General features: G+C 32.1%; 31 protein-coding genes. 26 read left to right on the top strand and 5 right to left on the bottom strand.

Features of this window, described 5'->3' with window-relative positions; translation table 11 throughout:
- Nucleotides 1–9 precede the first annotated feature (9 nt).
- From mog to LS72_RS08215, 5 genes are read right to left on the bottom strand one after another with little or no spacing between them, the layout of a single operon-like run.
- Nucleotides 10–540: a molybdopterin adenylyltransferase gene (gene mog / locus LS72_RS08235; protein ID WP_108910725.1), complete on the bottom strand. Its 531-nt coding sequence runs from the start codon at nt 538–540 to the stop codon at nt 10–12.
- Complete coding sequence (gene mobB, locus LS72_RS08230; protein ID WP_034553849.1) at nt 537–1025, bottom strand: molybdopterin-guanine dinucleotide biosynthesis protein B; 489 nt, start codon at nt 1023–1025, stop codon at nt 537–539. The genes mog and mobB overlap by 4 nt, the downstream gene beginning before the upstream one ends.
- On the bottom strand, nt 1022–1477 hold the full coding sequence (locus tag LS72_RS08225) for a molybdenum cofactor biosynthesis protein MoaE (RefSeq protein WP_034553848.1): 456 nt from the start codon (nt 1475–1477) through the stop codon (nt 1022–1024). Before LS72_RS08225 ends, mobB begins: the two co-directional genes overlap by 4 nt.
- Nucleotides 1477–1698 (bottom strand): MoaD/ThiS family protein, encoded by a 222-nt coding sequence (locus LS72_RS08220; RefSeq protein ID WP_034553847.1) that lies wholly within the window; start codon nt 1696–1698, stop codon nt 1477–1479. The genes LS72_RS08225 and LS72_RS08220 overlap by 1 nt, the downstream gene beginning before the upstream one ends.
- 22 nt (nt 1699–1720) lie before the next feature.
- Nucleotides 1721–2098 (bottom strand): hypothetical protein, encoded by a 378-nt coding sequence (locus LS72_RS08215; protein WP_034553846.1) that lies wholly within the window; start codon nt 2096–2098, stop codon nt 1721–1723.
- A gap of 86 nt (nt 2099–2184) precedes the next feature.
- On the opposite strand from LS72_RS08215, the gene LS72_RS08210 reads away from it, so the two are divergent.
- The 26 genes from LS72_RS08210 to folE all read left to right on the top strand — a co-directional run bounded on the left by LS72_RS08210 (nt 2185) and on the right by folE (nt 22208).
- Entirely contained in the window at nt 2185–2559 is a 375-nt protein-coding gene (locus tag LS72_RS08210) for a RidA family protein (protein WP_034553845.1), read from the top strand.
- A 177-nt stretch (nt 2560–2736) separates the two neighbouring features.
- Nucleotides 2737–3051 carry a 50S ribosomal protein L21 gene (rplU, locus tag LS72_RS08205; protein ID WP_194145583.1) on the top strand — a complete coding sequence of 105 codons (315 nt, stop codon included), beginning with the start codon at nt 2737–2739 and terminating at the stop codon, nt 3049–3051.
- A 22-nt stretch (nt 3052–3073) separates the two neighbouring features.
- Complete coding sequence (rpmA, locus tag LS72_RS08200; RefSeq protein ID WP_034553840.1) at nt 3074–3331, top strand: 50S ribosomal protein L27; 258 nt, start codon at nt 3074–3076, stop codon at nt 3329–3331.
- A gap of 56 nt (nt 3332–3387) precedes the next feature.
- Nucleotides 3388–4455 carry a GTPase ObgE gene (obgE, locus tag LS72_RS08195; protein ID WP_034553837.1) on the top strand — a complete coding sequence of 356 codons (1068 nt, stop codon included), beginning with the start codon at nt 3388–3390 and terminating at the stop codon, nt 4453–4455.
- Nucleotides 4455–5240 (top strand): glutamate 5-kinase, encoded by a 786-nt coding sequence (gene proB / locus LS72_RS08190; protein ID WP_034553834.1) that lies wholly within the window; start codon nt 4455–4457, stop codon nt 5238–5240. Before obgE ends, proB begins: the two co-directional genes overlap by 1 nt.
- Before the next feature lie 22 nt (nt 5241–5262).
- The gene (locus LS72_RS08185; RefSeq protein ID WP_034553832.1) at nt 5263–6159 is read left to right on the top strand and encodes a methionyl-tRNA formyltransferase; all 897 of its coding nucleotides are present in this window, start codon (nt 5263–5265) and stop codon (nt 6157–6159) included.
- Nucleotides 6159–6791, top strand: a complete 633-nt coding sequence (locus LS72_RS08180) for a biotin--[acetyl-CoA-carboxylase] ligase (protein WP_034553829.1) — start codon at nt 6159–6161, stop codon at nt 6789–6791. The genes LS72_RS08185 and LS72_RS08180 overlap by 1 nt, the downstream gene beginning before the upstream one ends.
- An 11-nt stretch (nt 6792–6802) precedes the next feature.
- A complete protein-coding gene (locus LS72_RS08175; RefSeq protein WP_034553827.1) occupies nt 6803–7591 on the top strand; it encodes a ParA family protein in 789 nt (262 codons plus the stop codon).
- The gene (locus LS72_RS08170) at nt 7591–8490 is read left to right on the top strand and encodes a ParB/RepB/Spo0J family partition protein (RefSeq protein ID WP_034553825.1); all 900 of its coding nucleotides are present in this window, start codon (nt 7591–7593) and stop codon (nt 8488–8490) included. The genes LS72_RS08175 and LS72_RS08170 overlap by 1 nt, the downstream gene beginning before the upstream one ends.
- Before the next feature lie 64 nt (nt 8491–8554).
- Nucleotides 8555–8980 carry a F0F1 ATP synthase subunit B family protein gene (locus LS72_RS08165; protein WP_034553823.1) on the top strand — a complete coding sequence of 142 codons (426 nt, stop codon included), beginning with the start codon at nt 8555–8557 and terminating at the stop codon, nt 8978–8980.
- Nucleotides 8981–8990: 10 nt separating this feature from the next.
- Nucleotides 8991–9500 carry a F0F1 ATP synthase subunit B gene (locus LS72_RS08160; RefSeq protein WP_034553822.1) on the top strand — a complete coding sequence of 170 codons (510 nt, stop codon included), beginning with the start codon at nt 8991–8993 and terminating at the stop codon, nt 9498–9500.
- 1 nt (nt 9501) lies between these two features.
- Nucleotides 9502–10038 carry a F0F1 ATP synthase subunit delta gene (locus LS72_RS08155; RefSeq protein WP_034553820.1) on the top strand — a complete coding sequence of 179 codons (537 nt, stop codon included), beginning with the start codon at nt 9502–9504 and terminating at the stop codon, nt 10036–10038.
- A gap of 21 nt (nt 10039–10059) precedes the next feature.
- Complete coding sequence (atpA, locus tag LS72_RS08150) at nt 10060–11574, top strand: F0F1 ATP synthase subunit alpha (RefSeq protein ID WP_034553819.1); 1515 nt, start codon at nt 10060–10062, stop codon at nt 11572–11574.
- A 22-nt stretch (nt 11575–11596) separates the two neighbouring features.
- Nucleotides 11597–12484, top strand: a complete 888-nt coding sequence (atpG, locus tag LS72_RS08145) for an ATP synthase F1 subunit gamma (RefSeq protein WP_034553817.1) — start codon at nt 11597–11599, stop codon at nt 12482–12484.
- A gap of 24 nt (nt 12485–12508) precedes the next feature.
- Complete coding sequence (gene atpD / locus LS72_RS08140) at nt 12509–13912, top strand: F0F1 ATP synthase subunit beta (RefSeq protein WP_034553853.1); 1404 nt, start codon at nt 12509–12511, stop codon at nt 13910–13912.
- A 12-nt stretch (nt 13913–13924) separates the two neighbouring features.
- Nucleotides 13925–14317, top strand: coding sequence for an ATP synthase F1 subunit epsilon (gene atpC / locus LS72_RS08135; protein WP_034553816.1), 393 nt, complete (start codon nt 13925–13927; stop codon nt 14315–14317).
- Nucleotides 14314–14877: a MotA/TolQ/ExbB proton channel family protein gene (locus LS72_RS08130; protein WP_138155256.1), complete on the top strand. Its 564-nt coding sequence runs from the start codon at nt 14314–14316 to the stop codon at nt 14875–14877. The genes atpC and LS72_RS08130 overlap by 4 nt, the downstream gene beginning before the upstream one ends.
- A gap of 13 nt (nt 14878–14890) precedes the next feature.
- Nucleotides 14891–15289: a biopolymer transporter ExbD gene (locus LS72_RS08125; protein WP_138155255.1), complete on the top strand. Its 399-nt coding sequence runs from the start codon at nt 14891–14893 to the stop codon at nt 15287–15289.
- Nucleotides 15282–16025 carry a TonB C-terminal domain-containing protein gene (locus tag LS72_RS08120; protein ID WP_034554616.1) on the top strand — a complete coding sequence of 248 codons (744 nt, stop codon included), beginning with the start codon at nt 15282–15284 and terminating at the stop codon, nt 16023–16025. The genes LS72_RS08125 and LS72_RS08120 overlap by 8 nt, the downstream gene beginning before the upstream one ends.
- 3 nt (nt 16026–16028) lie before the next feature.
- The gene (gene tolB, locus LS72_RS08115) at nt 16029–17309 is read left to right on the top strand and encodes a Tol-Pal system protein TolB (RefSeq protein WP_034554617.1); all 1281 of its coding nucleotides are present in this window, start codon (nt 16029–16031) and stop codon (nt 17307–17309) included.
- Between the two features lie 76 nt (nt 17310–17385).
- A complete protein-coding gene (locus LS72_RS08110) occupies nt 17386–17910 on the top strand; it encodes an OmpA family protein (RefSeq protein ID WP_034554618.1) in 525 nt (174 codons plus the stop codon).
- An 11-nt stretch (nt 17911–17921) separates the two neighbouring features.
- Nucleotides 17922–19052, top strand: coding sequence for a tetratricopeptide repeat protein (locus LS72_RS08105; RefSeq protein ID WP_052087340.1), 1131 nt, complete (start codon nt 17922–17924; stop codon nt 19050–19052).
- 9 nt (nt 19053–19061) lie between these two features.
- The gene (locus LS72_RS08100) at nt 19062–19574 is read left to right on the top strand and encodes an FKBP-type peptidyl-prolyl cis-trans isomerase (protein ID WP_034554619.1); all 513 of its coding nucleotides are present in this window, start codon (nt 19062–19064) and stop codon (nt 19572–19574) included.
- Between the two features lie 25 nt (nt 19575–19599).
- Nucleotides 19600–20727 carry a tRNA pseudouridine(13) synthase TruD gene (gene truD / locus LS72_RS08095; protein WP_034554620.1) on the top strand — a complete coding sequence of 376 codons (1128 nt, stop codon included), beginning with the start codon at nt 19600–19602 and terminating at the stop codon, nt 20725–20727.
- Between the two features lie 8 nt (nt 20728–20735).
- Complete coding sequence (gene htpX / locus LS72_RS08090; protein ID WP_034554621.1) at nt 20736–21659, top strand: zinc metalloprotease HtpX; 924 nt, start codon at nt 20736–20738, stop codon at nt 21657–21659.
- 9 nt (nt 21660–21668) lie between these two features.
- Nucleotides 21669–22208, top strand: a complete 540-nt coding sequence (gene folE, locus LS72_RS08085; protein ID WP_034554622.1) for a GTP cyclohydrolase I FolE — start codon at nt 21669–21671, stop codon at nt 22206–22208.
- The last annotated feature ends 129 nt before the right edge of the window (nt 22209–22337 follow it).

The raw sequence follows: 22337 nt of genomic DNA, 5'->3' as shown, positions 1-22337 counted from the left end.
TTTTTGCTCTTAGCTTTTGGGGCGGAAAGCTTTGATAATAGATTCATTAGTTTGTAGATAACTTGCACCTATTAAATCTAAACAATAAGGGATTGCAGGAAATACAGCATTTAAGCATTCCCTAATAGATTTTGGTTTTCCCGGTAGGTTAAGGATAAGGGTTTTATTCCTAATTCCCGCAGTTTGTCTTGAAAGAATTGCGGTTGGAACATATTGCAAGCTACTCTGTCGCATAAGCTCGCCAAAGCCCGGAAGCATTTTTTGGCATACGGCTTCTGTAGCCTCTGGTGTTACATCCCTTTTTGCCGGTCCTGTTCCACCTGTAGTAATGATTAAATCGCATACTTCCTTATCCGCAAACTCTATAAGGTATTTTTCAATTTCTTTTTGTTCATCGGCTATGACTTTATAAATGCTACTCCAAGGTGAGATGAGGTATTCTTGTAAGGTTGCAATAATAGCATTTCCTGAAATATCCTCATAGATTCCCGCACTAGCTCTATCAGATAGTGTTAAAATTCCAATTTTTGCTTCTTTCATAGTGTATCCTTTATGTGTGTGTTAATCCAATGGAGTATTTCTTGGGTATTATTTAAGTTTAAAATATCAATGTTTTTAGGAATTTTGGAATAATCTTTTATGCTATTGTCGATAGCTAAAGCATTGCTAAAAGCAAAGAAACGTTCATCTAAATTTTCTCTAGCGATTGTTATTTTAGGGAATGGAAGTTCTTTAAGCCCTTCGATAAAAAGATAATCGCAATCTTTAAAATACTTAATAATTTCTGTAATGTTTAAAGAGGTATGAAAACGTAAGGTTGTCTGTGTAGGGCTTAAAATAGCTATATTGGCTCCACTTTCATAAAATCTATAAGAATCTTTTCCCTTTGTATCAAAGATGGCTTTGTCTTTTGGGTCGTGTTTAATGATACTAATCTTTTTATTGGGTTGTAAGGCAAGGGAGAGTTTTTCAATAAGCGTAGTTTTGCCACTATTAGAATTCCCGCTAAATACCACAATTCTCACGATAGTATTCCACTAAATGGGAGCTTATGGCTTCTTTCTTTAGCATAAAATCTTTGGTTGTTTTTAATATCATATTTCCAAATAGGGGCCTTGTGTTTAAAATCTTCAATAAAGCTTTCAAAAATATCCAAACAAGCCCGCCGTTTTTGACTAAAAACTCCTGCTATATAAGAGCTTTGATGATTTAAGACATCCCCTTTAGAATGTGCCATTTTCAAAAAAACTCCTTTTTCTAAGGCATTTTTGCTCCATCCTAAAAACCATTCTTCTAAAAGGGGTTCATAAATATCAAAACTTAAGCCCTCATATCCATTTTCAGCACGGACAATCCCTGTAAATACACTATTAGCACCAAGATTATTATTAGCCGCAAAGTCATACCAATTTGCATAAATGGTTCTAGTATCTAAAGCCCCATCAAAAAGTTCTAATCCTATTATTTTTGTTTGCATTATCCACCGCATACTGGAGGTAAGAGTAGAACCCTATCTCCAGATTTTAAAGGAGTATCTAAAGAAGTAATTATTTCATTATTAAGTGCAATTGCACAATCTTTAAGCCAAATTCGTATTTCTGGAATTTGTTGTAATTCTTCTTTAAGATTATAGAAGTCTTTTGCATTGCTTTGTAAAACTTTATTTCCTAGTGGTCCTAAAAATTCAATTTCTATCATTATAAATCCTTAAGTTTAAAAATTATCGTAAAAGGTCAATTTTCTCTTCTTGCATCTGGTAGGGTATATTATGCGGAGCTAGTTTTTGAAGTTTTTTTGTTTTTGGGGTAGTATTTACTTTTTGTGGGGAAGTTCTTGATATTTCTTGTGTTGTTGGAAGTTTGGGGGGATTATTGGTGGCAATAATTTTTTCTGTTTTCCCATCAATGAAAAATGCAGTATTTTTAGGGTATTTATGCAACTCTTCTAAAAAGTCTTTGTCGTTTTGTGTAAGTATTAAGGCTAGGGTTGGATCGGGTTTGTTAGAGGGAATTTCTAAAAAATTTTCTGCATTTAATGAAGTAGAGGTAATAAAGAGAGGAAAAATGCTTACTTTAATAATTTTAAAGATGAGTTTCATAGATTTTCCTTATGCTTAGAATTAGAAAAAGTTTATAATATTGGTATAATTCTATACTATTTATAGAATAAAGTAAAGGAGAGAAAATGCTAAAAATTGTTTTTACAGGAGATGCTCCACAGGCTATAGGTCCTTATTCACAAGCAATTTGTGTTAATGGAATGGTTTTTACTTCAGGACAAATTGGTCTTACACCAAAGGGAGATTTAGTAGTAGGTATTGAAAACCAAACAAGGCAGGTTTTAAATAATTTGCAAGTTGTCTTAAAGGAAGCAAATAGTGGTTTAAGTAAGGTTATTAAAACAACAATATTCTTAAGTGATATGGAATATTTTGCTAGAGTTAATCAGATTTATGCGGAATTTTTTGGCGAACATAAACCTGCAAGAAGCACAGTTGCGGTTAAAACATTGCCTAAGGATGCTTTGGTTGAAATTGAGTGTATTGCTTTGGTGGAATAAAAAACTTAAAATTGAAGTATAACTTTAAGTATTTAGAATTTTGAAATAGAGTTTTAGGGTAAAAGTGTTATTAATCCTAAGTAGCTTAAATATTCTTTAAAAAAGATTAGAGTATAATCGAAAGTTTTATTGTCTTAAAATAATGAAACTTCAGAATTTCAAATTATAAGGAATTGTATAATGTATGCAATCATTCAGAATGGAGGCAAACAATACAAGGTGAGTGAAGGTGATGTTGTATTACTTGATTGTTTAAACCTTGAGCCAAAGTCAAAAGTTGAAGTGAAAGAAGTCTTAGCTCTTTGTGAAGAAAATAATATAAATATTGGGAATCCTTATGTTGAAGGTGCTCTAGTAGAACTTGAAGTTATTAATGAGGGTAGAGGCAAGAAAGTTATCGCTTTTAAGAAACGTCGTAGAAAAGATAGTAAAACCAAAAGAGGTTTTAGGAGAGATTTTACGCGCGTTCGTGTTATTAAAATCACTGCATAGATTCTTACAATAAGGAGTTATAATGGCACATAAGAAAGGTCAAGGAAGTACCCAAAATAATCGTGATTCAGCTGGACGCCGGTTAGGTGTTAAGAAGTTTGGTGGAGAGTTTGTTCGGGCAGGAAATATTATCATACGTCAAAGAGGGACAAAAGTGCATCCTGGTAATAATGTCGGAATCGGAAAAGATCATACTATTTTTGCTTTAATTGATGGTATTGTTTCTTTTGAAAGAAAAGATAGGAATCGTAAAAAAGTTTCTATCTATCCTACTTCTTAAGCTTCTCTAAGCCCTTTGATGGGCTTTCTTCTTAAATAAATCTTTCTAGGATTTTTATGTTTATTGATAGTGTTGAGATTCTTGTATCTTCTGGAAAAGGTGGAGCTGGTGCTATTTCTTTTCGCAAAGAAAAATTCGTTATTAATGGCGGTCCTGATGGGGGAGATGGTGGAAAGGGTGGTGATGTTTATTTTAAAATTGATAGAAATACTAATACCCTTTCACATTTTAGAGGACATAAGATTTTTAAAGCACACAATGGTAAGTCTGGAATGGGACGCAATAAATATGGAAAAAAGGGCGATGATTTAGTTATTGTAGTTCCTCCTGGGACTCAAGTTTTTGATTTACAAAATAATGCTTTGTTGTTTGATTTAATAGACGAGGGAGAGTTGGTTTTGTTTTTGCAAGGGGGTAAAGGAGGGCTTGGTAATGTCCATTTTAAAAGCCCTACCAATCAACGTCCAATTTATGCACAACCGGGTTTGCCAGGTATTGAAAAAAAGGTAAGATTGGAGTTGAAGCTAATTGCTGATGTAGGCTTAGTTGGCTTCCCTAATGTGGGTAAATCTACGCTTATTTCAGTGTTATCTAATGCAAAGCCAGAAGTTGCAAATTATGAATTTACCACTTTAATCCCTTCTTTAGGGATTGTGAATATTAATGAATACCAATCTTTTGTTATGGCAGATATTCCCGGAATTATTAGTGGTGCTAGTGCCGGAAAAGGACTTGGAATCAAGTTCTTACAACATATTGAGAGAACAAAATTTCTGCTTTTTGTGCTTGATGTTGCAAATCATTGCCCATTAGTTCAGCAATTTAGAGTTTTAAAAGAGGAGTTAAGAAATTTTAGTGAAGATTTATCTAATAAACCTTATGGAATTATGTTTTCAAAAATAGATATTAATGAAAATACTGAAGCTTTGGAGGGATTTTTAAAGTCTTTTGGATTTGTTTTAAATAAAGAAAAAGCCTTTTGTTGGTTTAGGCAAAAAAAAGCTTTTTCTAGAGAAACTACTAAGGGTGATGAGCCTTTGTTTGTTATTGGTGTTTCTAGTGTGAGTGGCAAAAATGTAGAAATATTAAAGTTTTTTTTATACCAAAGCATAAAGGAGGATTGATGTTAAAAGATAGGATTGTTTTAAAAGTAGGAAGTGCTGTTTTGGTTAAAGAGCAAAAAATTAATTTAACCCAAATACACGCCTTAAGTGAATTAATAGCGACATTAAGAAAATGTTATGAGATTATTTTGGTATCCTCTGGAGCTGTTGCGACAGGCTTTACTTCCTTAAATCTTGATAAAGATATTGTAGAAAATAAACAGGCATTAGCAGCAATTGGTCAGCCCTTATTGATGAAAATTTATGCAGAATCCCTTAAGCAATATCAAATTACTAGTGCACAACTTTTAATTTCTAATTATGAATTTGATTCAAGAAAGCACACGCAAAACGCTAGGAATGTTATTGAAGTATTGCTAAAGAATAAGGTTTTGCCTATTATTAATGAAAATGATGTAACTACTACCGGGGAATTAGCTTTTTTAGGTTTTGGGGGTGATAATGATCAGCTTTCTGCTAAGGTAACACATTATTTTGATGCTTCAATGTTGGTAATTTTAAGTGATGTAGAGGGTTATTATGAGGATAATCCACAAATTAATCCTAATGCAAAAATGCGTAAAATTGTGCATTATATCCCTAAAGAGGATTTAGAATCTAATCCTACTCCTAATGATGCTTTTGCCACAGGCGGAATTGTTACTAAGCTTAAAGCGGCGGATTTTTTGTTAAAAAATAAGCGGAGTATGTTTTTATCAAGTGGTAAAAAACTTGAAGTTTTAAAAGAATTTTTATTAAATCAAAAACATACACAAGGGACGCTTTTTGTTCCAGAAATTGTGTGAGGGCAGAAATTAAGGCAGAAAAATGAATATTATTTTTATGGGGACACCAACTTATGCAGCTGTTATTTTAGAATCTTTGTTAAAAAATCATAATATTAAGGCATTAGTTTGTCAAAGTGACAAAAAATCAGGGAGATCTATGCAGCTTAAAATGCCTCCTACTAAAGCATTAATTCTTAATAAAAAGTTAGATATTCCAATCTTTCAAGACTTGAATGAAGATACCATAAAATCTCTCCAAAATATCCCTTGTGATATGATTATTGTAGCGGCTTTTGGGCGGATTCTTTCAAGAGAAGTTTTAGATATAGCGCCTTGTATTAATCTTCACGCTTCGATTTTACCTAAATTTAGAGGAGCAAGTCCTATTCAAGCAAGTATTTTAGAGAATGAAAAATATTTTGGTGTTAGTGTAATGAAAATGGAAGAAGGCTTAGATTGTGGTGATATTCTAGGGATAAAAGTTATAAAAAATACTCAACAAAATGCTGTAGAATTATTTAAGCAATTATCGCATTTAGCAGCAGAGTTAATTTTAGAGTTTTTAGAAAGAATAGATTGCGTTATGCCTTTAAAGCAAAGGGAGTGTGAGAGTAGCTTTTGTAAAAAGATTAAAAAAGAATTTGGAGAGGTTGTATTAGATAATGCCCAAGAGATTGTTGTAAAATCCCTTGCTTATGAGAGTTGGCCAGGAATATTTTTAAAAAATGGTTTAAAAATGAGGGGATTGATTTTAGAGGAGATGGAGTCTAAAAATCCAGCTGGTTTAATCCTTAAAGTTACTAAAGAAAAAGTTTTGGTAGGGACTAAAATGGGGAGTATGTGGATTGAGTTTCTACAATCACCCTCTAAGAATATTGTGAGTGCTTATCAATATTTACAAGGAAAGAGGCTTAAGGAGGGAGATATATTAGAATAATGAAAATTTTATTTTTTGAATGTTTAGAATCTACCCATCTTTTTTTAGTGAAAAAATTAAAAGATAATACATTAAAACCTCCTATTATGGTTGTAGCACATCATCAAAATAAAGGTATAGGGAGTAGAGGTAATGTTTGGGAAGCGGCAAAAGAGGGATTGTATTTTTCTTTTGCTCTTTATAAAGATTCATTGCCGCAAGATTTACCCTTAGAATCTACTTCTATTTTTTATGGTTATATTTTTAAAAGCATTTTAGAAGAACATCGCTCTAAGGTATGGCTAAAATGGCCTAATGATTTATACATTCAAGATAAGAAAATTGGTGGCGTTTTATGCACTTTAATAGAAGATAAGATTTTAGTTGGGATTGGTTTAAATTTAAAGGTAGAAAATAAAAATTTTGGGGCTTTGGATATTCAAATTTCAAGAAAAGATATTTTAGAAAAATTTATAGAAAAAACAGAAGTTTTTAAATGGAAGCAAATTTTTAGTAAATATAAGTTAGAATTTCCAAATAATTTTCATTTTAATTTTCACCATAAAGGAAGGATTCTATCTCTTAAGAATGCAAGTCTTTTTGAAGATGGTTCAATATTGCTTGATGGGCAGAGAATTTATAGTTTGCGATAGTGGAGTTAAAGATGTGTGAAGTGATTTGTATTGCCAATCAAAAAGGTGGAGTTGGTAAAACAACAACAGCTGTGAATTTAGCAGCTTCATTAGCGGTAGAGGAAAAAAAAGTTTTGCTTATTGATGCTGATCCACAGGCTAATGCAACTACAAGTTTAGGATTTCATCGTAATAGTATAGAATTTAATATTTATCATGTTTTAATAGGAACCAAACAATTATCCCAGATTATTCAAAAAACCTCTATTTCTACTTTACACCTTGCACCATCAAATATTGGTTTAGTGGGTATTGAAAAAGAATTTTATAATCAAAAAAGAAGTGGTAGAGAGCTAATATTAAAAAAGAAAATTGAAGATATTATTAGTGTCTATGATTACATTATTATTGATTCACCTCCAGCACTTGGTCCCTTAACCATTAATGCTCTTAGTGCTTCACATTCTGTTATTATTCCTATTCAATGTGAATTTTTTGCTTTAGAGGGATTAGCACAACTTTTGAATACTATTAAGCTTTTGCGTAAAGAGATTAATCCAAATTTGGCTATTAAAGGTTTGTTGCCTACAATGTATAGTTCTCAAAACAATCTTTCAAGACAGGTTTTTGCAGATTTGTTACAGCATTTTGATGAGCAACTTATTAAGATTAATGATGCTCAAAATACGATAGTTATTCCTAGAAACATTAAATTAGCTGAATCTCCTAGTTTTGGAAAACCTGTAATATTATATGATGTTCGCTCACAGGGTAATATAGCTTATCAAAACCTTGCAAAAGCCATTTTAAAGAGGGCTTAATGGCTAAAAAGTCTGTTGGATTGGGACGAGGATTAAGTGCAATTTTAGGTGAAGTGGAAGAAGCTTATCAAAAAGATTTAAATGATAATTCTGGTTTGGTGATTGAAATTAATATTGATAGTATTAAGCCTAATCCCTTACAGCCGCGAAAAGTTTTTGATAATAAAAGCTTGCAAGAATTAGCAGATTCTATTAGTGAGCATGGATTATTGCAACCTGTTTTGGTCTATGAGAATACCAAAGAAGCCGATTCTTATTATTTAATTGCGGGGGAAAGGCGTCTTAAGGCTAGTAAAATTGCAGGAAAGAGCAGCATTAAAGCAATTATTGTTGAAGTTCAAGAGGAGAAATTAAGAGAACTTGCTTTAATCGAAAATATTCAAAGAGAGGATTTAAATCCTATTGACTTGGCACATTCTTATAAGGAACTGATTGAGGATTGTGGAATTACACACGAAGAAGTTGCTAAACGTATCTCAAAATCAAGGACGCAAATTACGAATACTTTAAGGCTTTTAGAGCTTGATAAAGAAGTTCAGCAATGCATTTTAGAAAATAAGATTTCACAAGGGCACGCTAAGATTCTCGTAACTTTACCTCCAAAACAGCAAATAATGGTTACTCATTCTATTATCGGACAAAAATTAAGTGTCCATGAAACAGAGAAAATTGTTAAAAATATAAAAGATAGTAAAAGTCATCATATTGCAAAAAATAATATCTTACAGCCTAAAAATAAAGGGAATAAAGCATTAATGAAGCAGCTAAAGAATATTTGTGCAATTTTGCATTCGAATAAAATTTCGGCAAATTTTGTTAAAAATAAATTAATTGTAGAATTTAGTAACGATGAGGAGATAAAAAGGTTTAAGAATATTTTACTCAATGAAAGTTTTTAAGAAAAACTTAGAAATATTCGTGATACAATAAAGCATAATTTTAAAATTGTAGAAAGGAGTTCAAATGACTATTATCCCAACTCTGTGGGTAATGGCACTGGTGTTCGTTACTTTTCTTGTCTTGGTATATTTGTTAAATAATATCTTGTATAAGCCATTACTTCATTTTATGGATACTAGAGAGGATTCAATTAAGAGAGATAGTGAGGGTATCCAAGAGAATATAACAGATATTAAAGCTTTGAGAGATGAAATGGAAGAGATATTAAAGAATGCCAAAAAAGAAGCTGCTATTATTAAGAATAAAGCTCATGAAAATGCCAAGAGAAATGTAGAGATAAAAATTGCACAAAAGAAAGAAGAATTAGAGCGAAAATATAATGATTTTGTTGCAAACTTACGGAGTGAAAGAGATGTTTTGAAAACTTCACTATCATTGCAAATACCAATTTTTAAGCAAAATTTACAGGCTAAACTTGAGAAGTTGTAAGGAGAAATAGGTGAAAAGAATCATTGTTTTATTGGTCGTTGCTCCTTATATACTTTTAGCAGCTAATGGGAGTGGAGAGGTAGATATTATCGAGAGAACTATTAATTTTGTAATCTTTTTTGCTTTAATTTATTATTTTGCTGCAGATAAAATTAAAGCAATTTTTGTAAATAGAAGAGAAGAGATAGCAGGTTCTTTAGCAAGAATTCAAGAAAAACTTCAAGCATCTAAAAAAGAAAAGCAACAAGCCCTTAAGGATTTAGAAGAAGCAAAAAGGATTGCAAGTGAGATTGTAGAAACCGCTCATAAGGAAACCTATGTGATTACTCAAAAAATCGAAGAAAATGCAAGAATAGAACTTGAAAATTTAGTAAAGCAATTCAATGAAAGTATGGCTTTTGAACGGAGAAAAATTGAAAAATCAGTTATTAATGAAATTTTAGATGAAGTGCTTCATCAAGATTCTATTTCTTTAAACAAAGAAGTATTGACTCAATCTTTACTAAAAAAGGCAATATAAGATGAAAGAGTTAATTGCAAAACGTTATGTTAAAGCATTTTCTAGGGTTGCAACACAGGAAGAATTAAATGTGGCCATGAATATATTTGCAAGACTTAGTAATGTCTATGATATTGTTAAGTTTCAGGAAATTATGGAATCTCCTTACATTGCTATAGAAAAAAAAGTTGATTTTATTATTCAAGATATTTTAGAAAATAAAATCGATAGTAAGATGATAAATTTTATTAAAATTTTAGCAGAACATAATCGGTTAGATTTGTTTCCAGAGCTGTATAAGGAGGTATCTTCTTATGTTTCTTCTTTAAAAAAAGAATATGTTGCTTTTCTTATAGTCAATGAAGATTATGGTGAAGTTAAAGTAAAAGATTTTGAAAGTAAGTTTAGTAAGAAACTCGGAGTTAATTTACTTCTAGAACAAAAAATTGTTCAAGAAAATGGTATTAAATTGGTTGTTGAAGATTTAGGAATTGAAATTTCTTTTTCTCAAGATAAGTTTATTAATGATTTGAAAAATCATATATTAAGAGCATTTTAATTTTATTATTAAGGAGTAGTAGTGGTAGCAAAGTTACAAGCCGATGAGATTAGTTCAATTATTAAAGAAAGAATAGATAATTTTGAATTAAATTTAGATATTGCAGAAGTAGGTAAAGTAGTCGCTTATGCAGATGGAGTTGCTAAAGTTTATGGACTTAAGAATGCAATGTCTTATGAAATGGTTGAGTTTGATACAGGTGATAAAGGTTTAGCTTCAAGTTTAGAGGAAGGAAGTGTAGGTGTTGTTGTTTTAGGAGCTGGTAAAGAAATTAAAGAAGGCACTTCGGTTAAAAGACTTAATAAGCTTTTGCGTGTTCCTGTTGGCGATGGATTGATGGGACGTGTTTTAAATGCTTTAGGTGATCCTATAGATGGAAAAGGTGCTATTGAAGTTAAAGAATATCGTTTTATGGAAGAAAAAGCCCCTGGTATTATGGCTAGAAAATCAGTGCATGAACCTTTACAAACAGGTTTAAAGGCTATTGACGCACTCGTTCCTATTGGTAGAGGACAAAGAGAATTAATAATTGGTGATAGGCAAACAGGGAAAACAACTGTCGCTATTGATACCATTATTAATCAAAAAGGTCAAGATGTCGTTTGTATTTATGTTGCAATTGGACAAAAGGAATCCACCGTAGCACAAGTTGTAAGAAAATTAGAAGAGCATGGTGCTATGGAATATACTATTATTGTTAATGCCCCTGCTTCTGATTCTGCTGCTATGCAATATTTGGCTCCTTATGCAGGTGTAACTATGGGTGAATATTTTAGGGATAATAGTAGGCATGCTTTAATTGTTTATGATGATCTAAGTAAGCACGCTGTAGCTTATCGTGAAATGTCTTTAATTCTTAGACGCCCTCCTGGTCGAGAAGCATTTCCAGGAGATGTTTTTTATCTTCATTCTAGATTATTAGAACGTGCTGCAAAACTTAATGACGAATTGGGTGCTGGATCATTGACAGCTTTACCTATTATTGAAACACAAGCAGGAGATGTTGCTGCTTATATCCCAACGAATGTTATTTCTATCACAGATGGTCAGATTTTCCTTGAAACAGACCTTTTTAACTCTGGGATACGTCCTGCTATTAATGTTGGTTTATCAGTTTCACGTGTTGGAGGTGCAGCACAAATTAAGGCTACAAAACAAGTTTCTGGGACTTTGAGATTAGATTTAGCTCAATTTAGAGAACTTCAGGCTTTTGCACAATTTGCTTCAGACCTTGATGAATCAAGTCGCAAACAGCTTGATAGAGGGCAAAGAATGGTTGAAGTATTAAAGCAGCCTCCTTATTCACCATTACCTATTGAGCGTCAAGTTGTTGTTATTTTTGCAGGTGCTAGAGGTTATATGGATGATGTTGCTGTTTCAAACATTACAAAATTTGAAGCGGATTTATATCCATTTCTAGAAGCCAAATATCCACAAATTTTTGAAGATATACGTTCTAAAAAAATGCTTGATAAAGACATTGAAGAAACACTTTGTAAAGCTTTAGAAGAATTTAAAGCTAGTTTTACAGCATAATGGCAATAGCATAGGAGCCTATATGGGAAATAATCTAAAAGATATTAGAAAACAGATTTCAAGCGTTCTTAATACACAGAAAACTACACGTGCTATGAAGCTTGTATCTACTTCTAAGCTTAAAAAAGCTGATGAGATGGCTAGACGTTCGAAAACATATGCTAATAAAATTGTAGAAGTCCTTGCAGAAATTAAAGCTAGAGTATCTAATGGGAATAATGCGGTTGATAATCCTTATTTTTTTCTTGAAAATAGTAATTTAAATCTTGTAGATATTGTTCTTGTTACTGCAGATAAAGGGTTGTGTGGAGGATTTAATATTAATACTATTAAAGAAGTGAATCGACTTATAACAGAGCATAAACTTAAAGATATGAAAGTCCGCTTACGTGTGATTGGTAAAAAAGCTGTTGAATATTATAGATTTAATGAAATTGAAGTGCTAGATAGTGTAGTGGGTTTAAGTACCTCTCCAGATTATTCACAAGCGGCTGATTTTATCAATAAGGCTGTTGAGGATTATTTAAATGGTGTTACTTCAAAAATAATTTTAGTGCATAATGGATTTAAAAATATGATTTCTCAAGAAATGAAAGTTTCACAATTATTGCCTATTAAAACTATTGAATTACCTGAAGTATGTAGTTCAATTTTAGAGGTTGAACCCAATGAGCAAGAAAATGAAATATTAAATCAATTAGCCAATAAATATGTCGAATTTAGTATGTATTTTGCGTTAGTGGATTCCTTAGCTGCTGAACATAGTGCGAGAATGCAAGCAATGGATGCGGCAACTAGTAATGCAGGTGAATTGGCAAAAAGTTTAACGATTGCTTATAATAAAGCAAGACAAGAAGCAATTACAACAGAGTTGGTGGAAATTAATACCGGCGTTGAATCGATGAAATAAGGAGTGTAATAAATGTCAGAAAATATGTTAGGAAAAATAATTCAAGTTATGGGACCTGTTGTAGATGTAGATTTTGAATCTTATCTTCCAGCAATTAATGAAGCACTAGAGATTAATTTTGATATAGATGGTCAAAGCCATAAATTGGTTTTAGAGGTAGCAGCACATATAGGAGATAATAGAATTCGTGCAATTGCTATGGATATGACAGAGGGTTTGACAAGAGGCGAGAGAGTGATTGCTAAGGGAAACCCTATTTCTGTTCCTGTTGGAGAGCAAGTTTTAGGTAGAATCTTTAATGTAATTGGAGATGTTATTGATGGTGGAGAGGACTTAAAAGATCCTGAAAAGTGGTCTATTCATAGGAGTGCCCCAAGTTTTGAAAACCAAAGCACAAAAACAGAAATGTTTGAAACGGGGATTAAAGTAGTGGATTTACTAGCTCCTTATTCAAAAGGTGGTAAAGTTGGTTTATTTGGTGGTGCAGGTGTTGGTAAAACCGTTGTTATTATGGAGCTTATCCATAATGTTGCCTTTAAGCATAGCGGTTATTCAGTGTTTGCTGGTGTTGGTGAGAGAACGCGTGAAGGGAATGATTTGTATCACGAAATGAAAGAGTCTGGAGTGTTAGATAAAGTTGCTTTATGTTATGGACAGATGAATGAGCCACCAGGAGCAAGAAATAGAATAGCATTTACTGGTTTGACAATGGCTGAATATTTTCGAGATGAGAAAGGCTTGGATGTTTTGATGTTTATTGATAATATCTTTAGATATGCTCAATCTGGTGCTGAAATGTCTGCATTGCTAGGAAGGATTCCATCAGCAGTTGGTTATCAGCCTACCTTGGCAAGTGAGATGGGAAAATTACAAGAGAGAATCACTTCTACTAAAAAAGGTTCTATTACTTCTGTGCAGGCGGTTTATGTTCCAGCAGATGATTTAACAGACCCAGCACCTGCTTCTGTTTTTGCTCATCTTGATGCTACTACGGTTTTAAATAGAAAGATTGCTGAAAAGGGTATTTATCCAGCTGTGGATCCCCTTGATTCGACTTCAAGGATCTTAGATCCTCAAGTAGTAGGTGAAGAGCATTATAGGGTAGCAACAAGTGTGCAACAAGTTTTACAAAAATATAAAGACTTGCAAGATATTATTGCTATTTTGGGTATGGATGAGCTTTCAGAGGAGGATAAAAAAGTTGTTGAAAGAGCAAGAAAAATAGAAAAATTTCTTTCACAACCATTTTTCGTCGCAGAAGTTTTTACTGGCAGTCCTGGTAAATATGTAACTTTACAAGAAACCCTAGAGGGTTTTAGGGGGATTTTAGAGGGTAAATACGATAATATTCCAGAAAATGCTTTTTATATGGTAGGAAATATTAATGAGGTTCTTGAAAAAGCAGAAAAAATGAAGGTAAATTTCTAAAGGAGCCTTTAAATGGAAACCTTAAAATTAGATATTGTTACTCCAGAGGGAAAGATTTTTTCTAATAATGTAAAATCTGTTACTCTTCCAGGAAGTGAGGGAGAATTTGGTGTTCTTCCAGGACATGTTGGCATAGTTACAACATTAAGGGCAGGTGTTGTAGAAGTGCAAAGATTGGATGATAAAAAAGAGATGGTTGCTATTAATTGGGGCTATGTAAGGGTTGATGAACGAAGTGTTGATGTGCTTGTAGATGGTGCAGTAGATATTAATGGAGGCAATGAAAGTGAAATGGCTAAAGCTATTTCTGATGCTAAAAAGCTTCTTGAAGAATCTACGGACAATCAACTAGCCCTTTCAATGGTTTTTTCACATATCGAAAACAATGCTAAGAGTGCATTATGATATTTTCATTTTTGCAAAACTATGGTGTTGTAACTATAGTGGTGCTTGCTTGGCTTTCTATTTATTTAATATTGGTAATTTGGATATTTTTCTATCGTTATATTTCTTTACATTTGACTCTTGCAAATGAGCAGCAGTGTTTAGAGGGTTTATTAAATGGTAAAAATGCGTTATCTAGAAGCTCTTTACTTTATTCTAATTTAAATAATATTGATAAGAAAATAACAGCAACTATTTTACAATATTCTCTTGATAAAGCTATGAAAGATGCCACTTTGGGTTTAACATTTTTAGCTATTGTTGCTTCTACTGCCCCTTTTATTGGTTTATTTGGGACGGTTATTGAGATTTTAGAAGCTTTTTCAAAGTTAGGGGTTGGTTCTAAAACAACTTTAGATGTGATTGCTCCTATTATTTCAAAAGCATTGGTAGCTACTGCAGCAGGTATTTTGACAGCTATTCCTGCTTATTCTTTTCATCTTTTCTTAAAAAGAAAAGTCTTTGAGCTTAATACTTATTTGCAATTACAAATTAATGTTTTAATCGCATCAAAAGAATAAAAACTTTGGAGTTATTTTGAAAAATTTTAATTGGGAAGAGAATCCAGAGCTTAATATTACCCCTTTAGTAGATATTATGCTTGTGCTTTTGGCGATCTTAATGGTAACTGCACCTGTGATTACCTATCAAGAAGAAATTGTATTACCTCAAGGTTCTAAGGTTTCAAGAGTTGCAGAAGATTCAAAGATTGAAATTCGTATTGATTTAAAAAGAAATATTTATCTTAATAGTGATATTTTTACTTTTGATAGTTTTCCTGATGGCTTTAATGTATTTGCTAATGCTTATGATAAAAATACGCAGGTGTATATTAGAGCGGACAAAAATTTAAAATATGATGATGTTATTTATATTTTAAAAATAGCTAAACAAAGTGGTTTTAGCAGAGTTTCGTTAGTAACTGATGGATAAGTTTCCTTTATTATTTATAAGTGGTGGCATAGCTATTATTGGTTATGTTTGCCTTATTCTTTTTTTTATTGCACATTTTAATAATATTAACAAACCCATAAAAGAATATACAACTTTTAAAGAGACAGCATTCCATATAGATTTTTTTGAAGAACAAAAACCTAAAATACAAGCAAAAGTTAGTGCTAAAAAAGTTGAACCTAAAGTTGAAGAAATCCCTATAAAAGATGAAAGTGCTTCTAAAACTCCTAATGTTGGATTGGGAATTAATGATTTATTCCAACAAGTAGAAATTAAGCAACCTCTTAAAAAAGAAGTGTTGAAACCCCAAAGTCAAGACGATAAAATTGCTAAGAGAAAGCAAGCTCGTGAGAGTGTTCAAAAAGAAGATACTCTTAATAGTGAATTAGAAAAAATAATAGCAGGCTTAGAAGTGAAAAGGACAATGACTTTTACTCCTCCCAAAGGCGAATATGATGAGTTTTATGCAAAAGTTCAAGAAATTTTATATAAAAATTGGAATCCTATATGGAATAGGAATCAATATGAAGCAGAGGTGCAAATTAGTATTAATAGTTTAGGAAAATTTTCTTATTCGATTATGAGGCTTTCTGGAGATTTGGAATTTGATACAGCTTTGAGAGAGTTTTTAGATATAATGCTGATACAAGAATTTCCAAGATATGAAGGTGGAAATCAAACAAATATTATTGTAACTTTTAAAACAGAGGTATAAAATATGAGAATACTATATATTTTTCTTATTTTTTGCAGCCAATTAGTATATGCTAATGTTGATGCAACTTTAGAGGTGGTAAAAAAATTTGGAAGACTTCCTAATATTCTAGTGCAAATTGTAGGAACAGATTATTATCAAAAAGAATATGGTTTAAAAATTTTTAAAATGCTTGTTGCTGATTTAAAGGTTACTGGGCATTTTAGCGTTGAAGAAGAGAAGCAAATTGTTTCAAGTGGAATAGTCGTTAATTTTGATGAATACCGTTCTAAAAAAATTGATTTAATCGCAAAGATTTATACGGAGACATTCAAAAATGGGGGATTAAAAGTTAATTTACAGCTTTATGATATTAATTCTGAAAATCCAGCCTTTAATAAAGAATATAGCACTACAAAATTTGATGCTTATCCTTTTTTAGCACATAAAATAGCAGTGGATATTAACGAATATACGCAAGCCCCAGATGTAAGCTGGTTAGAGAGAATGGTGGTATTAGCTCGTTATACAAAACCCGGAGAGAGTGAGATTTTATTAGCAGATTATACGTTGACGCATAAAACTAAAGTTATTGCTGGAGGCTTAAATGTGTTTCCAAAATGGGCTAATGAGGAACAAAATGCTTTTTATTATACGAAGTATTTGGATAGACCTACACTTTTTAAATATGATTTAAAAACTGGAGAGAATACTAAGATTTTAACAAGTGAGGGTATGTTGGTAGCTTCTGATGTGAGTAAAGACTCTCAAAAAATACTTTTAACAATGGCTCCTAATGAGCAAGCAGATATTTTTTTATACGATATTCCATCGGCACAATTAAAGAAATTGTCAAATTATAAAGGTATTGATGTAAGTGCAAATTTTATTGAAGAAGAAAGCAAGATTATGTTTATTTCTGATAGATTAGGGTATCCTAATGTATTTGCTATGCCAATTTTAGGAGAAGAATCGGGGAAAATAGAGCAAATGGTTTTTCACGGCAGAAATAATAATGCTGCTAATGCTTTTGGGGATTATATTGTTTATTCAAGTCGTGAAAGCAATGAAGCTTTTAATCCTAATACCTTTAATCTTTATTTAGTTTCTACTAAAAGTGATTTTATTAGACGTTTAACATCTAATGGGGTAAATCAATTACCACGATTTTCACGAGATGGAGAGACTATTATGTATATTAAACACGAAGCCAATCAAAGTGCCTTAGGAATTATACGTTTAAATTACAATAAAACCTTATTATTTCCTTTGCGAGATAGTGTGATTCAATCTATGGATTGGTAAAAGAAGTTTTATAGCATTTTGTTAAATAATGTGTTATAATCTTTAAATTAAATCAAAAATATCACGGAGAAAGATAATGAAACGACTTTTAGTTTTAAGTTCATTAGTAGCTGTTTTGTTAATAGCTGGTTGTAGTCAAAAAGGGAGTGTGCAATCAAGTTCATCAAGTAATTCTTATGGACAAAGTGCAAATAATGGAAAGGGTTATGTAGCGGGTAAAGATAATTTTGCGAATTTAGAAGAGAGGATAAAGTATGTAGATAGTAATTTACAGAATGTTTTCTTTAACTTTGACCAATTTACTATTCGCCCAGATATGCAAAGAGTGGTAGATAATAATGCAAATGTTTTACTATCTCCTGCAATTGGGACATTATCAGTAAGAATTGAAGGTAATACCGATGAGTGGGGAACTGATGAGTATAACTATGCTTTAGGTTTAAAAAGAGCGGTAGCTGTTAGAGAATCTCTTGTAGCAAAGGGTGTTGATCAAAATAAAACTATCCTTGTAAGTTATGGAGAGAGTAAGCCAACTTGCACTTCAAAGACTAGAGAATGTTGGGCTGAAAATAGAAAAGTAACCTTTAAAATACTGCCATAAGGTTAGATGAATTGCGAAAAATTTTTTTTATAGGTATGATTTTTACTATAGCTTTTTCACAAGAGCCATCAGCCTTTAACTCTGGCGGCTCTCTTGATGCAAAGAATGAAGCGAAATTGATGAATGAAAAACTTTTTAATCTTTCTACGAAGATAGACACCCTTGATGAATCACAAGAAGGCTTAAAAAGTGTTTTTGAAGGACAGATACAGAGGATACAAGAAGTTACTAATAAAATCCATACGATGCAAAGTGAAAATAATGCGGCTATGGCAAATATACGCAATCATGTTGATTCAAATTTCGCTTTACAAAATGAAAATATAGAAAATCTTAAAAAAAGTATTACTGCATTAAGTGAAATATTGGCAAAAAATAACACACAACTTAAAGAAGAGATTCAAAGTTTAAAAGATGAAATATATGATTTAATCCCACAACAAACGGCTAAACAAAAACAATTATTAGCTACAAAGAATAATCAAAAAGACTCTAATCCTATACAAAAAGCAGAAAAACAGGTAATTCAAGAGGATAAACAAAATGAAAATATCGCAAATCTTGATTCTAAAAAAGATTTAAAAAAACAACCGATTTTAGAAGATAAACAAGATAATAATAATAGTAAGCAAGATGATAATGGTGAGAATGTAAATACCGATAAAGAACGTAAAGCAGAAAATGAATTAGTAGCAAAGAATGAGCAAGAAACCCCTAAAGAGGAAAATAAAGAAACACAAGATACTCAAAAGGCAAAAGCTTTAGAGGAACTCAAAAATAAAGAACTTGCATTAGTATTTAAAGAAGCTGAAGAGTATTTAAACGCTAAGGATTATGAATTAGCGAATGAATATTTGCAATTTGCAGTTAAAGGGCATTATAAACCCGCAAGGGGTAATTATTTATTAGGAGAGATTGCATTTACTCAAAAGCGTTATCAAGACGCTATTTACTATTATAAAGTGAGTGCAACGCGTTATGATAAAGCAGATTATATACCAAATTTAATGCTAAATAGTGCAAAATCTTTTATTGAAATTAAAGAAAAAGACAATGCAAAACGTTTTTTAGATACATTAATAGAGCTTTATCCAGAAACCAAAGAAGCAGAAGAATCTAAAAAGATTCTATTAAATTTATAGGAGAAATTTATGATTAATAATAACCAAGTTGTAAGCATTGAATACCAAGTAAAAGAAGATGGCACAGAAAATATTTTAGATTCTAATATAGGGGGGAAACCTTTAGAATTTATTATGGGTAGCGGTGCAGTTATTAAGGGGCTAGAAAATGCAGTTGCTAAAATGTCTGTTGGTGATAAGCAAGAAATAGTTATCGCCCCTAATGATGCTTATGGTGAATACATTTCAGATTATGTGCAAGAAGTTCCAAGAGAACAATTTGTAGGGATTGATTTACAAGCTGGAATGACTCTCTTTGGGCAAGGAGATAATGGGCAAACCGTTCAAGTGATTGTTAAAGACTTTAATGATGATATAGTTATTGTGGATTATAACCACCCTTTAGCGGGCAAAACTTTGAGTTTTGCAGTAACTTTATTAGATGTTAGAGAAGCGACAGAACAAGAGTTAAGTCAAGGATTGTACGCTCATAATCACGGCGGTGGAGGATGTTGTGGTGGCGGAGGATGTGGCTGTCATTAATCTTTAGTCAAAGTTAAGTAAGAAAATGAATTTTTCTTTTTCTTATGCCTATACCCACTCTCCTATTGATTTTTATTTTAAGCAAACCCCAAGAGATTTCGTTGTAGAAGAGATTCCCCTTTATACTTTTAGCGGTAGCGGTTCGCATTTAATCATTAAGTTGCGTAAAAAAAATATTACAACTTTTGAAATGTTAAAAGCTTTTTCTTCTTATTTAGGTGTTAAAGAAAATGAGATAGGCTATGCCGGGCTTAAAGATAAGGATTCCTTAGCTATTCAGCACATTAGCCTACCAAGCCTTTATGAAAAGAAGTTAGAGTCTTTTTTTCACGAACGTATCAAAATTTTAGAAACAACCAAACACCAAAATAAAATCAAAATCGGACACCTTAAAGGCAATAGATTTTTTATCCGCGTAAAAAAACTAAATCCACTCAATAGTGTAAAAATTTTTCAAATTATCTCCCAAATAAAATCCTATGGAATTCCTAATTATTTTGGCTACCAACGTTTTGGTAAAAATTTAGATAATTATTTATTAGGAGAATCTATTATTAAAGGGGAGAAAAAACTACGCAACAAAAAACTAAGAGATTTTTTGATAGGGGCTTACCAAAGCCTCCTTTTTAATCAATGGCTTTCTTTGAGGATTGATATATCCCATTTACTCAAACTTGATGAAAACTTTAAAGAAGTATTAACCACCTATCTCCACACTCAAGATATTCCTGAATGTTTTAGTGATAAGCAATATTGCAAAGGTATAAAAAACCAACCCCACTTTTTTAAGCTTTTTAGCGGAGATATGATGTGCCATTATCCTTTTGGTAGAAATTTTATGATAAGCAATGAGAGCCTTTATGAGGACTCTCATCGTTTTTTAAACAAAAGTATTTCTGTTATGGGGTTATTAGGGGGCAAAAAAATGCAAGTAACGCAAAACTTAGCAGGTTTTTTTGAAAAAAATTTCGTAGATACTAGAATAAAAAGTATCGGGCAAAGAAGATATGCGTGGATTTTTGTAGAAGATTTAGAGTTTTTTTACAAAGAAGAAGAAGCACAAGGTGAATTTAGCTTTTATTTACCAAAGGGTGCTTATGCGACCAATCTTTTACGAGAAATTGCACATAATGAAGTTATGCAAATAGAGTAGGAGCAAGTGTGTTTGCAAGAATAATCGCAGAAAATCGTTTGAAAACCCAATGTGTTATCGCCATATATATCGCTATTTTTGTTTTTATCGGGCTACTTGTAGATATTATTCGTATTAATGCCCTCTCACTTAGTGTTGGCTTCTATGCCCTAATAACTTTTCAGCAATTTCCAGTAGTTACCTTTTGTCTTTTGTTAGTAGCTAGTGGAATCGTTTTATTAGTTATTAGTAACTTTAAAGGGATTTTGCTAAGTGGGAATGAATACAAAGAGATTAAATATGGTTATGAGTTAAGCATTCAAGAGCGAGAATTAAGCACAATCTTAGAGGAGTTAGTTAAAGAAGCAGGATTGGATTATAGACCCAAACTCTATTTAATGGAAGCCCCATTTATGAATGCTTTTGCCAGTGGTTGGAGAGAGGATAATTCTTTAATAGCTCTCACCACAACACTTGTGAAGAATCTACAAAGAGAGGAATTAAAGGCAGTAATGGCACACGAGTTAAGCCATATCCGCCACGGAGATATTCGGCTTACTCTAATGGTAGGGGTTTTAAGCAATATTATGCTTTTAGTGGTGAATTATGGTGTTTATATGTTTTTGGGGGGTTCAAGACAAAGAGGGGCGAATCTTGCTAGAGGATTATTGATAGCCTTGCAATTTATTCTACCCCTTTTTACTTTGGTTTTGCAGATGTTTTTAAGCAGGAGTAGAGAATATATGGCAGATTCAGGTGCGGCTTATTTAATGGGTGATAGTAAGCCTATGATTAAAGCTTTGCAAAAGATTAGCAATCATTACGCACAATCAGATTTTAGCACAAGCGATCAGAACCCAACTAGAGCAGCACTTTATATTTTTGGCATTAAAGAGATATTTAGCACACACCCTAGTATTGAAAATCGCATTAGGGCTTTAATGAATCGATAAAGGTAAGATATGGAAGAAAGTATTAAAAAGTTTTTTGATTATATTGGAGAAGACAGGGAGCGAGAGGGATTATTAGATACCCCTAATCGAGTTATTGAAAGTTGGAAGCATTTATATAGTGGGTATAAAAGCAATCCTAGAGAGATTTTGGATGCAGTTTTTAGTGATGGAGCCTGTAATGAAATGGTGATTTTAAAAGCAATAGAGTTTTATTCAGTATGTGAGCATCATTTATTACCTTTTTTTGGCAAAATCTCCATCGGTTATATTCCAGATTCAAAAGTAGTAGGAATCTCAAAATTAGCACGATTAGTGGAAGTCTATTCCAGACGCTTGCAAATCCAAGAAAAGATGACAACCCAAATTGCAGATACTTTAATGGAAGTGTTACAGCCCAAAGGAGTTATGGTAGTAGCAGAAGCACAGCATATGTGTATGATAATGCGTGGAGTGGAAAAACAAAATAGCATAATGATAACAAGTGCTATTAGAGGACTTTTTAAAAGTGATATTAAAACAAGAGAAGAGTTTATGGGGCATATTCGTTAAAGAGTAGAATTAACCATATTTTTAGAATAATTTAGCTATAAATTCCCTAATAGCTACATAAATAACTACATACAAAAAAAGAGGTTGCAATATTATGCAAAATATTCTATTAAATAACAAGCATTATAC

The sequence above is a fragment of the Helicobacter apodemus genome (assembly GCF_000765745.2).
Lineage (GTDB): Bacteria > Campylobacterota > Campylobacteria > Campylobacterales > Helicobacteraceae > Helicobacter_D > Helicobacter_D apodemus.
Note: the sequence above shows the minus strand (reverse complement) of the source record. Positions and strands in the feature narration are given on the sequence as shown.

Excerpts from the sequence above, each read along its gene's own strand:
- mog (WP_108910725.1), bottom strand. The coding sequence starts at position 540 with ATGAAAGAAGCAAAAATTGGAATTTTAACACTATCTGATAGAGCTAGT.
- LS72_RS08225 (WP_034553848.1), bottom strand. The coding sequence starts at position 1,477 with ATGCAAACAAAAATAATAGGATTAGAACTTTTTGATGGGGCTTTAGAT.
- LS72_RS08220 (WP_034553847.1), bottom strand. The coding sequence starts at position 1,698 with ATGATAGAAATTGAATTTTTAGGACCACTAGGAAATAAAGTTTTACAA.
- LS72_RS08215 (WP_034553846.1), bottom strand. The coding sequence starts at position 2,098 with ATGAAACTCATCTTTAAAATTATTAAAGTAAGCATTTTTCCTCTCTTT.
- LS72_RS08210 (WP_034553845.1), top strand. The coding sequence starts at position 2,185 with ATGCTAAAAATTGTTTTTACAGGAGATGCTCCACAGGCTATAGGTCCT.
- rpmA (WP_034553840.1), top strand. The coding sequence starts at position 3,074 with ATGGCACATAAGAAAGGTCAAGGAAGTACCCAAAATAATCGTGATTCA.
- obgE (WP_034553837.1), top strand. The coding sequence starts at position 3,388 with ATGTTTATTGATAGTGTTGAGATTCTTGTATCTTCTGGAAAAGGTGGA.
- proB (WP_034553834.1), top strand. The coding sequence starts at position 4,455 with ATGTTAAAAGATAGGATTGTTTTAAAAGTAGGAAGTGCTGTTTTGGTT.
- LS72_RS08185 (WP_034553832.1), top strand. The coding sequence starts at position 5,263 with ATGAATATTATTTTTATGGGGACACCAACTTATGCAGCTGTTATTTTA.
- LS72_RS08180 (WP_034553829.1), top strand. The coding sequence starts at position 6,159 with ATGAAAATTTTATTTTTTGAATGTTTAGAATCTACCCATCTTTTTTTA.
- LS72_RS08175 (WP_034553827.1), top strand. The coding sequence starts at position 6,803 with ATGTGTGAAGTGATTTGTATTGCCAATCAAAAAGGTGGAGTTGGTAAA.
- LS72_RS08170 (WP_034553825.1), top strand. The coding sequence starts at position 7,591 with ATGGCTAAAAAGTCTGTTGGATTGGGACGAGGATTAAGTGCAATTTTA.
- LS72_RS08165 (WP_034553823.1), top strand. The coding sequence starts at position 8,555 with ATGACTATTATCCCAACTCTGTGGGTAATGGCACTGGTGTTCGTTACT.
- LS72_RS08155 (WP_034553820.1), top strand. The coding sequence starts at position 9,502 with ATGAAAGAGTTAATTGCAAAACGTTATGTTAAAGCATTTTCTAGGGTT.
- atpG (WP_034553817.1), top strand. The coding sequence starts at position 11,597 with ATGGGAAATAATCTAAAAGATATTAGAAAACAGATTTCAAGCGTTCTT.
- atpD (WP_034553853.1), top strand. The coding sequence starts at position 12,509 with ATGTTAGGAAAAATAATTCAAGTTATGGGACCTGTTGTAGATGTAGAT.
- atpC (WP_034553816.1), top strand. The coding sequence starts at position 13,925 with ATGGAAACCTTAAAATTAGATATTGTTACTCCAGAGGGAAAGATTTTT.
- LS72_RS08130 (WP_138155256.1), top strand. The coding sequence starts at position 14,314 with ATGATATTTTCATTTTTGCAAAACTATGGTGTTGTAACTATAGTGGTG.
- LS72_RS08120 (WP_034554616.1), top strand. The coding sequence starts at position 15,282 with ATGGATAAGTTTCCTTTATTATTTATAAGTGGTGGCATAGCTATTATT.
- tolB (WP_034554617.1), top strand. The coding sequence starts at position 16,029 with ATGAGAATACTATATATTTTTCTTATTTTTTGCAGCCAATTAGTATAT.
- LS72_RS08110 (WP_034554618.1), top strand. The coding sequence starts at position 17,386 with ATGAAACGACTTTTAGTTTTAAGTTCATTAGTAGCTGTTTTGTTAATA.
- LS72_RS08100 (WP_034554619.1), top strand. The coding sequence starts at position 19,062 with ATGATTAATAATAACCAAGTTGTAAGCATTGAATACCAAGTAAAAGAA.
- truD (WP_034554620.1), top strand. The coding sequence starts at position 19,600 with ATGAATTTTTCTTTTTCTTATGCCTATACCCACTCTCCTATTGATTTT.
- folE (WP_034554622.1), top strand. The coding sequence starts at position 21,669 with ATGGAAGAAAGTATTAAAAAGTTTTTTGATTATATTGGAGAAGACAGG.